Origin of the sequence: Arthrobacter sp. R-11, assembly GCF_049913155.1 — a bacterium.
GTDB lineage: Bacteria > Actinomycetota > Actinomycetes > Actinomycetales > Micrococcaceae > Arthrobacter.
In genome coordinates this window covers 630,962-643,998 of the sequence record NZ_CP183979.1, presented here as the reverse complement: position 1 = coordinate 643,998, position 13,037 = coordinate 630,962, and the positions used below count along the sequence as shown (strand labels likewise).

At 65.9% G+C, this 13,037-nt stretch carries 15 protein-coding genes; 12 read left to right on the top strand and 3 right to left on the bottom strand.

Annotation, left to right across the window (positions count from 1 at the left end; translation table 11 throughout):
* The first annotated feature begins 102 nt into the window (after nt 1-102).
* From ACN9M4_RS02900 to ACN9M4_RS02860, 9 genes are all read left to right on the top strand, one after another.
* The gene (locus ACN9M4_RS02900; protein ID WP_426302079.1) at nt 103-1,425 is read left to right on the top strand and encodes an ABC transporter substrate-binding protein; all 1,323 of its coding nucleotides are present in this window, start codon (nt 103-105) and stop codon (nt 1,423-1,425) included.
* Between the two features lie 16 nt (nt 1,426-1,441).
* Entirely contained in the window at nt 1,442-2,413 is a 972-nt protein-coding gene (locus ACN9M4_RS02895) for a carbohydrate ABC transporter permease (RefSeq protein WP_426302078.1), read from the top strand.
* Nucleotides 2,410-3,306, top strand: coding sequence for a carbohydrate ABC transporter permease (locus ACN9M4_RS02890; protein ID WP_426302077.1), 897 nt, complete (start codon nt 2,410-2,412; stop codon nt 3,304-3,306). The genes ACN9M4_RS02895 and ACN9M4_RS02890 overlap by 4 nt, the downstream gene beginning before the upstream one ends.
* A 66-nt stretch (nt 3,307-3,372) precedes the next feature.
* Entirely contained in the window at nt 3,373-4,182 is an 810-nt protein-coding gene (locus ACN9M4_RS02885; protein ID WP_426302076.1) for a sugar phosphate isomerase/epimerase family protein, read from the top strand.
* A complete protein-coding gene (locus ACN9M4_RS02880) occupies nt 4,179-5,339 on the top strand; it encodes a Gfo/Idh/MocA family protein (RefSeq protein WP_426302075.1) in 1,161 nt (386 codons plus the stop codon). The genes ACN9M4_RS02885 and ACN9M4_RS02880 overlap by 4 nt, the downstream gene beginning before the upstream one ends.
* Before the next feature lie 80 nt (nt 5,340-5,419).
* Entirely contained in the window at nt 5,420-6,340 is a 921-nt protein-coding gene (locus tag ACN9M4_RS02875) for a TolB family protein (protein WP_426302074.1), read from the top strand.
* Nucleotides 6,341-6,344: 4 nt separating this feature from the next.
* Complete coding sequence (locus ACN9M4_RS02870; protein ID WP_426302073.1) at nt 6,345-7,343, top strand: Gfo/Idh/MocA family protein; 999 nt, start codon at nt 6,345-6,347, stop codon at nt 7,341-7,343.
* Complete coding sequence (locus ACN9M4_RS02865; RefSeq protein ID WP_426302072.1) at nt 7,340-7,810, top strand: heme-degrading domain-containing protein; 471 nt, start codon at nt 7,340-7,342, stop codon at nt 7,808-7,810. The genes ACN9M4_RS02870 and ACN9M4_RS02865 overlap by 4 nt, the downstream gene beginning before the upstream one ends.
* 13 nt (nt 7,811-7,823) lie before the next feature.
* Nucleotides 7,824-8,357: a GNAT family N-acetyltransferase gene (locus ACN9M4_RS02860; protein WP_426302071.1), complete on the top strand. Its 534-nt coding sequence runs from the start codon at nt 7,824-7,826 to the stop codon at nt 8,355-8,357.
* A gap of 1 nt (nt 8,358) precedes the next feature.
* On the opposite strand, the gene ACN9M4_RS02855 is transcribed toward ACN9M4_RS02860, so the two are convergent.
* Nucleotides 8,359-9,375 carry a magnesium and cobalt transport protein CorA gene (locus ACN9M4_RS02855; RefSeq protein WP_426302070.1) on the bottom strand — a complete coding sequence of 339 codons (1,017 nt, stop codon included), beginning with the start codon at nt 9,373-9,375 and terminating at the stop codon, nt 8,359-8,361.
* Nucleotides 9,376-9,516: 141 nt separating this feature from the next.
* On the opposite strand from ACN9M4_RS02855, the gene ACN9M4_RS02850 reads away from it, so the two are divergent.
* Together ACN9M4_RS02850 and ACN9M4_RS02845 are read left to right on the top strand one after the other, a co-directional pair.
* Entirely contained in the window at nt 9,517-10,215 is a 699-nt protein-coding gene (locus ACN9M4_RS02850) for a DsbA family oxidoreductase (protein ID WP_426302069.1), read from the top strand.
* Nucleotides 10,216-10,278: 63 nt separating this feature from the next.
* Nucleotides 10,279-10,935 carry a TetR/AcrR family transcriptional regulator gene (locus ACN9M4_RS02845; RefSeq protein ID WP_426302068.1) on the top strand — a complete coding sequence of 219 codons (657 nt, stop codon included), beginning with the start codon at nt 10,279-10,281 and terminating at the stop codon, nt 10,933-10,935.
* Nucleotides 10,936-10,969: 34 nt separating this feature from the next.
* Here ACN9M4_RS02845 and ACN9M4_RS02840 read toward each other — a convergent pair whose 3' ends face one another.
* Nucleotides 10,970-11,635: a LytR C-terminal domain-containing protein gene (locus ACN9M4_RS02840; protein ID WP_426302067.1), complete on the bottom strand. Its 666-nt coding sequence runs from the start codon at nt 11,633-11,635 to the stop codon at nt 10,970-10,972.
* Nucleotides 11,628-11,927, bottom strand: a complete 300-nt coding sequence (locus tag ACN9M4_RS02835; protein WP_426302066.1) for a type II toxin-antitoxin system VapB family antitoxin — start codon at nt 11,925-11,927, stop codon at nt 11,628-11,630. Before ACN9M4_RS02835 ends, ACN9M4_RS02840 begins: the two co-directional genes overlap by 8 nt.
* A 140-nt stretch (nt 11,928-12,067) precedes the next feature.
* Here ACN9M4_RS02835 and ACN9M4_RS02830 point away from each other — a divergent pair, with 140 nt between their 5' ends.
* Nucleotides 12,068-12,979 carry a hypothetical protein gene (locus ACN9M4_RS02830; RefSeq protein ID WP_426302065.1) on the top strand — a complete coding sequence of 304 codons (912 nt, stop codon included), beginning with the start codon at nt 12,068-12,070 and terminating at the stop codon, nt 12,977-12,979.
* Nucleotides 12,980-13,037 lie beyond the last annotated feature (58 nt).

Sequence of the window (13,037 nt, the reverse complement as noted above, 5' to 3'; positions counted from 1 at the left end):
CCCCGGATCCAATTCCCACAAATCGCATCACCTCAACCAAGGCCCCTCAACGGGGCCGGACCGACCCTGCGCCGTAGCAGTCGGTCCCGAAAGGAGAAGAACATGAATGCAACGACGGAACGGAACCGTTCCTTTTCCCGTCGCGGTTTCCTCGGCCTGACCGCCGCGGCTGCCTCGGTGCCGCTGCTGGCCGCCTGCGGGGGCGGCTCGGCGTCCAAGACCGGAAGCGGCGATGCCATCAAGTTCTGGGACATGCCGTGGGGCACGCCGGCCTACAACGATGCCGCCAAGAAGATCACCGAAGGCTATGCACCCAGCGGCTCGAACCTGAAGGCCAGCTACCAGACCATCCAGTGGAACAACTTCTACCAGACCTTCTCCTCGGCCATCGCCTCCAAGACCGGCCCCGCGGTTTCCACCGGTGGCGGTTTCCAGGCGTTCCAGTTCGAGCAGCAGGGTGCCATCGCCTACGCGGACAAGGTCATCGACGCCCTCAAGAAGAACGGCCAGTTCGACGATTTCCTGCCCGGCGTCATTGATCCCTTCAAGTCGGACAAGGGCTACATCGCCGTCCCGTGGCAGCTGGACATGCGCGTCAACTGGTACCGCAAGTCCCTGTTCGACAAGGCCGGCGTCGCCGTCCCCACGGATTGGAACGGTCTCCTGGAGGCCGGCAAGGCACTGAAGAAGATCGGCGCCGTCGGCTTCATGACCGGCGCCGGAGCCGGCAACTTCCTCGGCAACCACGCCGTCATCCAGATGATCGTCAACAACGGCGGCGGCGTCTGGGACGAGAACGGCCAGGTCGACGTCATGAACGACCGCAACGTGGAGGCGATCGAGTTCATGTACGAGCTCTACTCCAACGGAATCATCGACCCCGCGGGCGTCAGCTACAACCAGGACAACCACGACGCCCAGTGGAAAAACAAGAGCAAGGCCGCGTACGGCCCCCACGTCTTCGGCCTCACCAATCGCGTCGGCGACAGCAGCGGCGACCTCCTCGTGGCCGACCCGATTGCCGGTCCGCACGGGGACAAGGCCACCTTGGTGTTCCCGAACAACATCATGATGTACAAGAACACTCCCAACCAGGAAGCTTCCGAGGCCTTCCTTGTCTACTACCTCGGCAAGCTCAAGGACCTCTGGCAGCAGAAGCTCATGAACGCCCTGCCCGTCTTCAAGTCCATCACCGAGCTCCCCGAGTTCACCGCTGACGCCAACAACGTCAAGATCGTCAAGGACTGGCAGCCCATCGCCAAGACGTTCGCGGCCCGCAGCACCAAGCTCACCGCCAACACTGCGGTGCTCGACGGCGGCCAGGCCCTGACCCAGTTCGCCCAGACTGTCCTGACCGGAAAGGGCGATGCCAAGACCGCGCTGAAGGCCTTCGAATCCGGCCTCAAGCAGGTCGTGAAGTCCTGACGCGGAAGGCACTCCGATGACTACCGTAAATTCGGGTCTTGCCCGGGCCCGCCGCGGGGTGGCCCCCGGCGGTTCGGGCCGCCCGTCACCAAGCCGTACAAGCCTGAACCGCGCGAGCAAGCTGCACGGCCAGACCAGCCGGACCTATTTCTGGCTGATCCTGCCCTCCGTGCTGCTCCTCGTGCTGATCAACGGCTACCCGCTAATCTACGCCGGGGTCCAGGCCACCCACGATGGCTCCCTGATCGACGCCGGCAACTTCGTCGGCGTCGACAACTTCACCTCGGTCCTGGGCTCCGAAGCGTTCTGGAAGGCCGTCCAGTTCACCATCGTCTTCACGATCGTAGGCGTCTTCGGCTCCTGGGCCGTCGGCCTCGGCCTGGCCCTGCTGCTGAGGACCCGCATCCCGGCCGGCGGACTGTTCAAAGTGCTGCTCCTGCTCCCCTGGGTGGTGCCGATCGTTGTCTCCTCCACCGCCTGGAACTGGCTCGTGGCCTCCCCGGACAGCCCCACGAACAAGGTGTTCACGGCCCTGGGCCTGGAAACCCCGCTGTTCCTGGCCGATCCGACCCTGGCCGCCATCACCGTGTGCCTGTTCAAGGTCTGGGTCAGCTTCCCGTTCATGATGATGATGAGCGCCGGCGCCCTGACCTCCGTGGACAACACCGTCTACGAAGCAGCCAGCATGGACGGCGCCAGCCGCTGGCAGCAGTTCACCGGCATCACCCTGCCGCTGACCGCGCGCTCCACCTACATCTCGTGGATCCTCATGACGATCTTCTGCGTCAACGACTTCCCCACCATCTACCTGCTCACCGGCGGCGGACCCGTCGACGCCACCACCTCGCTCGTGGTCTACGCCTACCGCAAGGTCTTCCAGGACTTCCAGACCGGGCCCGGCGTCGCTGTCGCGTTCCTCATGACCATCACGCTCGTGATCGTCTCAACCCTCCTCTACCGCCAGATCCGAAAGTCGAGCGTCGAATGAGCACCGTCCTGCACACCCATACGGCGCCCCCCGCCGGTGTCGGCCAGTTCAACGCAAACGGACGCAAGCGCCGTCCCGTCTCCGAAGCAGGGATGCGCGGCCGCTGGTGGCGGTTCGCGCTCATCCTGGCGGTCACCGCCGTCGTACTGGTCCCGATCGGCGCCGTCGTGGTCCTCGCGGTCCTGCCCGCCTCGGCGAGCTCGACCACGGGCCTGACCCTGGAGAACTTCAGCGGCGTCTTCGAGAAGACACTCGCATCGACCTGGCTCGCCAACAGCCTCGTGGTGACCCTGGCGACGGTAGTCGTCTCCGTCGCCGTCGCGGCCCCCGCCGGGTACGTCCTCTCGCGCGGCAAATCGAAGGCCGTCTCCGGTTATTCGCTGCTGCTGTTCGTCATGCAGTCGCTGCCCATCATCACCTCCGTGGTGCCGCTCTTCATCCTGTTCGCGAACCTTGGGCTGGTGGACAACCTGCTGGGCATCACGATCGTCTACGTCGCCTCGACCATGTCCGTGGCCACCTGGATGATGGCCGCCTACTTCGACTCCATCCCGGTCAGCCTCGAGGAAGCATCGTGGATCGACGGGTGCTCCGTGTTCGGCTCGTTCCTCAAGGTAGTGCTGCGCAACAGCCTCCCGGGCGTGCTCTCGACGGCGATCTTCGCCTTCCTGCTCGCCTGGAACGACTATCTGGTGGCCATCGTCTTCCTCCGCTCCAACGAGATCTTCACCCTGCCGGTGGGCGTGCAGTCCTTCTTCCAGCAGAACGCCACCGACTGGGGTTCCGTCATGGCCCTTGCCGTGGTCATGATGGTTCCACCGATCTTCGTCTTCGCGGCCCTCAACAAGTACTTCAGCGTCGGCGGCATCGGCGGATCCCTCGCCGGCCGCTGACCTGGACAAACAGCCTGAAAACCACACCTGGCCTCCGGGCCGGGAAAGACAAGAAGAGAGAGAAACATGAGTCTTTCGGTCCAGCTCTATTCGGTCCGCGATGCGGTCGAATCCGACCTCGGCGGCACCCTTGAACGCCTCGCCGGAATCGGCCTCACCCAGGTGGAGCCCTACAACTTCGCCGCCACGGTCGACGCCCTCGAGGAGGGTCTCAAGTCCGCCGGCCTTACGGCGCCGACCGGCCACGCCCCGCTCCTGTCTTCGGACCAGGACGAAATCTTCGCCGCCGCCAAGCGGCTGGGCATCGGCACGGTGATCGATCCCTTCACGCTGCCCGAGGAATGGCAAACGGAGGAAAGCGTACGCTCCATCGCCGAGCGGGTTAACGCCGCCGCGAAGAAGGGGGCCCAATACGGCCTCCGTGTGGGCTACCACAACCATTACTGGGAAGTGGCCTCCACCATCAACGGCGTCACGGCCCTGGAGTTCTTCGCCGGGCTGCTCGACCCCGAGGTCGTCCTCGAGGTGGACACCTACTGGGTGGCGGCCGGGGGCCAGGACCCGGTCGAATACCTGAAGAAGTTCGGCGACCGGGTGGTTGCCATCCACGTCAAGGACGGCCCCATCACCCAGTTCCCGGGCGACCGCTTCGACGTCGAGGAGCTGGGCAAGGTCACCGCCACCCAGCTTCCGGCCGGCGAGGGTGAACTGGACATCCGGAGCATCATCAAGGCACCGTCCGCGCTCGAAGTCGGAGTCATCGAATTCGACGCCTACGGCGGCGACATTTTCGAAGGCATCGCGGCGTCTTTTGCCTACCTCACGGCCGGCGACACCACCGGCGAAGCCGCAGGCACCGAGGCGGCCGCCAAATGAACAAGGGCAAGGTCGGCGTCGCCCTTATCGGCGCCGGAAACATCAGCACCCAGTACCTGGACAACCTGACGAAGTTCCCGGACCTTGAAGTCATCGCCATCACGGACATGTTCCCCGAGGCAGCGAAGGCCCGCGCGGAGGAGTACGGAGTGGCGCTGCACGGCACTCCGGAGCTTGCGCTGGAGCACCCGGACGTCGAGATCATCGTCAACCTGACCATCCCCGCAGCCCATGCCGAGGTCGGCCGGCAGGCCATCCGTGCCGGAAAGCACGTGTGGAGCGAGAAGCCCGTTGCCCTCGACCGCGAAAACGGCCGGGAACTGCTGGCCGAAGCCGAAGCCGCCGGGCTGCGCGTCGGCTGCGCACCGGACACCTTCCTGGGCGCGGGGCTGCAGACTGCGATCCGGGCGATCCAGCGCGGCGACATCGGGAGGCCGCTGTCCGCCCAGACCGTGATGCAGTACCCGGGTCCGGACCTGTGGCACCCGAACCCGTCCTTCCTGTTCCAGAAGGGCGCAGGGCCGCTCTTCGACATGGGCCCGTACTACGTCACCGCCCTGGTCCAGGCGTTCGGCAGTGCCCGCCGCGTCGCCGCCATGGGCTCCAAGGCCTGGGAGGTCCGCAAGGTCCACACCGGCCCCAAGGAAGGCGAGGAGTTCCAGGTCGAGGTGCCCACGCACGTGAGCGCGCAGATCCAGTTCGAGGAAGGTGCCATCTCGCACAGCACCTTCAGTTTCCAGTCGGCCTACATGAATTTCGGCTACGTGGAGATCTCCGGTTCCGAAGGCAGCCTGCTGGTGCCGGACCCGAACAACTTCGACGGCGAACTCAAGATCATCCGCCCCGGCGAGGAGGACTGGACGGTCGTTCCGACCACCGGCCCGGCCAACGGCCGCGGCATGGGTGTCCTTGACATGGCGCGTTCGATCCGCGCCGGGGTGCCGCACCGCGCCACAGGAGAGCTTGCGTTCCACGTCCTGGACACGATGATCGCCATCTCGGAGTCCGTTGACTCAGGCACGTTCGTCGACGTCGCCAGTTCCGCACCATCGTCGGCTCCCCTCCCCGAGGACTGGGCACCGGAAAGCGCCACCCTTGACACGCCGTCGTCGGTTCCCCTACCCGAGGACCGCGCGCCGGAAAACGCCACCCTCTAAGCCCGGTTTCTTCGACGTCCCGGCCTTCGAGCAGAAAAAGCTTGTCGGCCGGGACGCCGCCACCCAGGACCAGCTACCTCATGAACTCAACAAAATCGCCCGACCGTGGCGACGGTTTCCGCACACTCCAAGCCGGGCAGCGCAGCGAGGTGTGGATCGCGTCCACGAACGGGGAAGCCGAGCTGGCCTACGGCACCGATGAGCTGCTGCTTGAGGCACCCAACTGGACCCTCGACGGCACGGCACTTGTCCTCAACGGGGACGGGAAGCTGTGGACGCTCGACGTTTCCGCCAGGGAGCTCGCCGAGGTCCCGCTCACCGGCATCCCCGAACTCAACAACGACCACGTGCTGGCACCGGACGGCAAAACCATCTTCCTCTCCGCCAACGACAGCCATATCTACCGGGCAGCCCTCACCGGCGGCAGAGCTGAACGCGTCACCAAGGACGACGGCTCCTTCCATTTCCTCCACGGCGTCAGCCCGGACGGGAAGGAACTGGCGTACGTGGGGATTGTGGGCGGGGACTTCACGCAACCCGGTCGCCTGATGACCATAGCGGCCGACGGCGGTGCTACCGCCGCCGTCGACGCCGGACCCGGGCATTGCGACGGGCCGGAGTACTCGCCGGACGGTGAGTGGCTTTACCTGAACACGGAGTCCTTCTTCTCTTCCGTTCCCGGGCATGCGCAAATCGCCCGCATCCGCGTTGACGGGACCGGCTTCGAACAGCTCCTCAAAAGCGACACCGTCGACTGGTTCCCGCATCTCTCCCCCGACGGCCGCCTGGCCAGCTACATCCGGTTCCCCGGCGGTACCGTTGGCCACCCCGCGGACTTGCCGGTCGCCGTCGTACTTGTCTCCACGGCCGACTGGAAAACCCCGCTGCATTCATGGCCGCTGTTCGGCGGTCAGGGTACGCTCAACGTCAACAGCTGGTCGCCCGACTCGGAGCGCTTCGCATTCGTGGCCTACCCGCTGGCCAAGCAAACAGAGGACTGAACACGTGTCACTTTCCGATGGGAAAATCCGCTGGGGAATCCTTGGAACGGGTTTCATCGCGGGGCTTCAAACCCAGGACCTGCTTGAGAACGGGTTCACGGTGCAGGCCGTGGGATCGCGTTCCCTGGACTCGAGCAAAGCGTTCGCCGGGAAACACGGCGTGCCCACCGCGCACGGCAGCTACGAGGAACTCGTCGCAGACCCGGATGTCGACGTCATCTACATCGCCACTCCGCACCCCTTCCACCACGCGAATGCCCTGCTGGCCCTCAACGCGGGAAAGCACGTCCTGGTGGAAAAGTCGTTCAGTATGAACGCCCGCGAGGCCCAGGAGATCCTTGATCTGGCCTCATCCAAGGGACTGGTGGCGTTGGAGGCCATGTGGACCCGGTTCCTGCCGCATATGGTCCGCCTCCGCGAAGTCATCCAGGCCGGGACCATCGGCCAGGTCCGGAAAGTGGTGGCCAGCCACAACCAGAGCCTGGCCAAGGACCCGGCCCACCGGCTGAACGATCCCGCACTGGGTGGCGGGGCGCTGCTGGACCTTGGCATTTACCCCATCTCCTTCGCGTTCGACATCCTTGGCACCCCGTCCCGGATCCATGCGAGCGCCTCGATGACGGCTACCGGTGTGGACCGCCAGACTGCTGCGGTCTTCGACTACCCCGACGGCCAGCAGGCGATCGTGGATTGCGAGCTCGATGCCGCCAGCGCCAATCGTGCCCTGGTTGTTGGGACGGACGGGTGGATCGACATCGAGCACACCTGGTACACCCCCGTCGCCTTCACCGCGTTTGCCGTGGACGGCAGCGTGGTGGAACGCTTCGAGCAGCCCGTGAACAGCCGCGGCATGCAGTTCCAGGCGGCCGAGATCGAGCGCTTGGTTGCGGCCGGCGAAACGGCAGGCACCATCCTGCCGCCGGAAGAAACAGTCGCGATCATGGCCGCCATGGACGAAATCCGCCGCCAGATCGGCTTGAGCTACGCCGCGGACGCAGCATGACCGTCTCACAGCGCCTGGCCGAGCTCCGCCAGCAGGAAGAGGAGTTGGTCTTCGCCAGATTCGACAATCACGACGCGTGGCGGCTCGGGTCACTCATCGCCGACCATGCCATCTCTTCAGGTTTTGGAGTTGCGATCGACATCCGCCGCCACAACCTCGTGCTCTTCCGCTGTGTCCTCCCCGGAGCCACGGCTGACCAGGAAGAGTGGATCCGCCGGAAGTCCGCCTCGGTGCTTCGCTTTGAGCGCAGCACTGCGCTCTTGTCGGAGCAATTCACGGATTTCGACCCCCTCCAGCGCGGCTGGCTCGCGCCCGAGGACTACACCCTGGCCAGCGGTTCGTTCCCCATCCGGGTCCGCGGTGCCGGTGTGATTGCTGCGATCACGGTGTCCGGGCTTGCCTCCGACGAGGACCACCAACTGGTGGTTGAAGGAATCCGGAAATACCTCAAGACAGTCGGCGCCTAGGAGGTCGACCCACGTGACCGAGACGATCCGCACCGCCACAGAGAACGACGCCGGCGCCCTCGCCAGGCTTGCCGCCGTCACCTTTCCGCTCGCTTGCCCGCCGGGGTCCTCTCCCGAGGACATCGCCGCCCATTTGCGCGGCACTCTCAGCGCCGAAAAGTTCGCCCAGTACCTCGCCGATCCGGACATCACCATCCTGGTGATCGACGGCGGGGAGGGCCTGCACGGCTACAGCATGCTGGTGTACCGCCCCGCACAGGATCCTGCCGTGGCCGCTGCACTGACCCTGCTGCCTTCTGCGGAACTCAGCAAATGCTACGTCCACCCGGAACATCACGGTCTCGGCGCCGCTGCCAGGCTCATGACGGGCACGCTTGAGCGGGCAACCACCATGGGTGCGGCAGGGGTGTGGCTGGGGGTCAACAGCGAGAACGCGAAGGCCATCCGCTTCTATGAGAAGAGCGGTTTCCGGAAGATCGGCACCAAATCATTCCGGCTCGGCACCACGCTGGAACACGACTTCGTCATGGAACTCGCGGTCCGGTAGCTCAGATCCATTTGTTGTGCTTGAAGGTCCAGTACAGGACCAGGCCCATCCCCAACATCAGGCCCAGTGCCATGGGGTAGCCGAAGAGCCAGTCGAGTTCTGGCATGACGCGGAAGTTCATGCCATAGATGGTGCCCACCAGGGTTGGCGCGAAGAGGATTGCCGCCCAGGATGAGATGCGTTTGACCTGTTCGTTCTGGGCAAAGCTGGATTCGGTCAGCCGGCGCATCTCGTCGTTCTGTCGTTGCGCCACGACGGTGGCGCTGACCATGAGGGCGTTCTGCAGCAGGGCCCGGAAGGAGTTGATCCGCTCGGCCAGGCGCAGGGAGTGGTCCAGGACGTCCCGGAGCGGATCCACGAGCTCCGGGGCGAGCGAGTGGTCCGGCGTGCCCGCGGCGAGTGTCTGCAGGATCCCGGTAAGTGGCCCCGTGGCGCGCTGGAACATGATGACCTGGCGGGAAAGCTCATAGATCCGCCGGGAAACCTCCGGGTCACCGCCGAACAGGCCGTCCTCGATTTCATCGATGTCGTTTTCGAGGCCCGCCGCGACGGGTTCGTATTCATCGACCACCTGGTCCAGGATGGCGTAAAGCACGGCGTCCGGCCCCAGCGCGAGGAACTCCGGCTGGGACTCCATGCGCTGGCGCACGCGGTGGAGGTCCGGCGATTCCGCGTGGCGCACGGTGATCACGAAGTCGGGCCCAACGCAGATGTGGATTTCGCCGAAGTCCACCTTCTCTTCGGCGTCGAGGTAGCGGGCGGGCCGCAGGACGACGAAAAGGATGTCGCCGTAGTAGTCCAGTTTCGCCCGCTGGTGACCCGTGAGGGCGTCTTCGACGGCGAGGGCGCTGAGGCCGAATTCCCCTGCCACCGACCGGAGCTCTTCGGCTTCTGGCCGGTACAAGCCGATCCATGCCATGCCTTCGCGTTGGCGCAGCAGGAAGTAGGTCTCCTCGAGCCCTTCCGGATCCGCAGTCCGGCGGCCGTCCACGTAGACGGCGTTATCGACAATCGTCACGGCTGGGCCTCCTTCATCGGACGGACATCCCCTGGCTGAGACGCTATCCCGTCCCGGCACCGCTGCCAACAGGACGCGCGGTGTGAGCAAGCCGACTGCGCCGGGCGGAATGCCGGGCCGGCCGGGGCGGTTGTCGCCTTCATGAAGATTGAGATCTGGTCCGATGTCGCGTGCCCGTGGTGCTACATCGGCAAGCGCCGCTTTGAGTCCGCCCTCGCCGATTTTCCGCACCGGGATTCCCTGGAGGTGCAGTGGCGCAGCTACCAGCTGGACCCCACCATTCCTGAGCACTACGACGGCACGGAGCTGGACTATCTCAGCAAGCGCAAGGGCATGGCCCCGGAGCAGGTCAGCCGGATGTTCGAGCACGTGGCCGAACAGGCCAAGGGCGAGGGGCTGAACTACCGCTTCGACGCCGTCGTCGTGGCCAACAGCTTCACGGCCCACCGCCTCATCCACCTCGCCGCCGCCCACGGTTTGCAGGACGCCGCCAAGGAACGCCTGCTCAGCGACCATTTCGAGCACGGCAAGGACATCGGCAACAAGGGGTACCTGACCGGCCTCGGCCTGGAACTGGGCCTGCCCGCGGATGAAATCGCCGGGCTCTTCGAGAGCGACAAGTACGCCGAGGACGTCCGCCGCGACATCGCAGAGGCCCGGGCCATCGGCGTCACGGGCGTGCCGTTCTTCGTGATCGACCGCAAGTACGGCCTCTCCGGCGCCCAGCCGGCCGAGGTCTTCACCCAGGCCCTGGACCAGGCGTGGCAGGAAGCGAACCCGCTGGTCGCCGTCGGCAGCTCCGACGCCGAAGCGTGCGGCCCGGACGGCTGCGCCATCTAGCCTCCGCGCCCAAGCCCACGGGAAAGGCCGGGGTTTGCTGACAGATCCCTGTAAAGTGTCTCTATGCCCAGGATCACCGCCACGAGCAACGCGGCACAGCGCGCCGAGACCCAACGCCGGATCCTGACAGCCTTCGGGGAACTCCTCTTCACACACGGCCTGCCCGGGCTGACCATGACCGACGTCGCCCGGCACGCCGGAGTGGGGCGCACCGCCGTCTACAACTACTACGCGGACATGGAACAGCTCCTCATCGCTTACGCCCTGGACGAGACCGAGCGCTTCCTCGGGGACCTGCGGTCCTCGCTCGCGGAGCTGGACAACCCCGTGGACCGGCTCGCGCTCTACGTCCGCGCCCAGGTGGAGGACCTCAGCCGCCGCCATCTGCCGCCCGGCCCGGCCATGGCCGCCGTGCTCTCCCCCGGGTCGTTCGCCAAGCTGGCGGACCATGTCAGCGAGCTGAACCTGCTGCTCGAGGACATCCTGCGCGACGGCGTCGCGGCCGGCTACCTGCCCAAGGCGGACGTCCCGCAACTCGCCCGGCTCATCCACGGCACCCTTTCCTCCAGCGCCGCACGGTCCTCCGGTACACAGCACGGGGGCGCCGCGGGCGACGGCCAGCCTGCCTTTGAAGACCGCCTCACGCAGACGGTCCGGTTCATCCAGCTCGGCGCCGGCGCAAGGTTCGACGACGGCGGCACGCCGCTACGCTTCAAGTAATGCAGCTCTAAGTGATGCTCCGGCTGAAGTAACCCTAGGGAGCTGCGGACGGCAGGACCGGCCGCCTGGCGTCGTCGGCGATCCGGCGCGTTTCCCGCGGGCAGCTGAGCTTGCCCGGCGTCTGGTCCACGAGGCCGGGCTTCACCAGTGCCTGGAACCCCGGCGCGAGCAGCAGGTCCACGGAGGCATCCGATCGGTCATCCTGGTAATAGTCCGTTCCCGCGACATTCCGCTGGATGTTGAACGCGGCGGCCTGCCCGGCGGATCCCGAGATGACCTGCGCCGTACCGCTGTAGCGGGTCTGCGCGTTGTCCACCTTGCCCACCTTGTAACCGCGGGCCTTCAGCTGGTCCGCGACGCTCTTGGCCAGGCCGGTGCGGCCGGTGGCGTTGTAGACGTGGACGGTCACTTTGCCGTTGGGGAGGTAGTGGAACGTCGTAGTGGGGCACACCTCCTGCGGAGCCTTGCTGGCGACCGTGTCCGGGAACCTGACCACTCCGGTCATGACCGCCCAGGCGCCCACGATGCCGGCGATGATCAATCCGAGCAGCAGGGTAAGGACCACCCCGTGGAACAGCCGGCGGCGGAAGCCTCCCGGATGTCCGGGGTTTTCTTCCTCGGCGAAGGTGGCACGCAGTTCCGGACCTGTGACTACGCGGTGCCCGTGGAGGCGGGTGAGGTCCTTCGGCTTCCTAGCCATCAATGACCAATACCCGGGCGTGTATTGCGGTGCGCTGGTGCAGGGCCGTGCGGACTGCCCGGTGGAGCCCGTCCTCGAGGTACATGACCCCCTGGTACTGCACGACGTGCGGGAACAGGTCTCCGAAGAAGGTGGAATCCTCGGCCAGCAGGGCTTCGAGATCCAGGGTGCGCTTGGTGGTGACCAGTTCGTCGAGCCGCACCGGACGCGGGGGCAGCGAGGCCCATTCCTTGGGCGTGGAAAAACCATGGTCGGGGTACGGGCGTCCCTCGCCCACAGCTTTGAAGATCACGGTGCAAGCCTAAGTAACGACGGCGGCCAATGAAACTTTCGCCGCTTCCTGCCTGTCGCTTTGTGGCCAAACGGTGACCATCGCCGTCGCCGTCCGTCACACCTCCGTCACATGTCCGGCTGCTGCGCCAAAATGGAAGCATGACTGTTCCGAGCTCCGGCACCCCCCGCCCCGCATCGCCAGCCCTCGCGCTCCTTCTCGACGTCGACGGTCCGGTGGCCAGCCCCGTCACCCGTGAGGTGAAGCCGGACATCATTGCCGATCTTGTGGCATTGGCCGCGGCCGGCATCCCGGTCATCTTCAACACCGGCCGGTCGGACGCCTTCATCCGGGAACAGGTCATGGCGCCGATGATCGCCGCCGGAATGCCCTCCGGCACGGTGATCCACGCGATCTGCGAAAAGGGCGCCGTCTGGTTCAGCTACACGGCCGAGGGGGCGGGGCCGGTACACGTGGACCACGGGCTCGCGGTGCCCAAGGCTTACGGCGACGACATCCGCCGCCTGGTGGCCGAGGACTACTCATCCCACATGTTCTTCGACGAGACCAAGCGGGCCATGGTGTCCGTGGAACAGCACATCGACGTACCCAGCGAGGACTACCTGGCCGAGCAAAAACTGTTCGACGCCGACGCCCTGGAGCTCCTGGGCCGGCATGGCCTGTCCGCGGCGATCCTGGACCATCACGCACCGCAATCAGATGACACCGGCGACTACCGCCTGGACCCCACCATCATCTCCACGGACATCGAATCCGTCCGGCTTGGCAAGGACCTCGGCGCCAGCCGCGCGGTGGAACTGCTGGCGGCCCAGGGCATCACCCCGCAGGCGTGGCGCACCGTGGGCGATTCCCGCACCGACTACGCCATGGCCGACTGGCTCCACCACAACGACCACGAGGTCCAGCACCTGGACGTCCGCCCCGCGGACGGCGTGCCGGAGAAGCCGTACCGTATCCTGACGGCGGCGGACCGTGGCCTCGGCGAGGATGTCATCCACGACGACGCCGGCGGCGCCTTCCTGCGCATCTGGCGGCAGGAGCACGCCGGCTGAGTCCCTGCCGGTCGAGTGCCGGATCCGCATCTTGAGTACCTGATCCATGAATACCGGA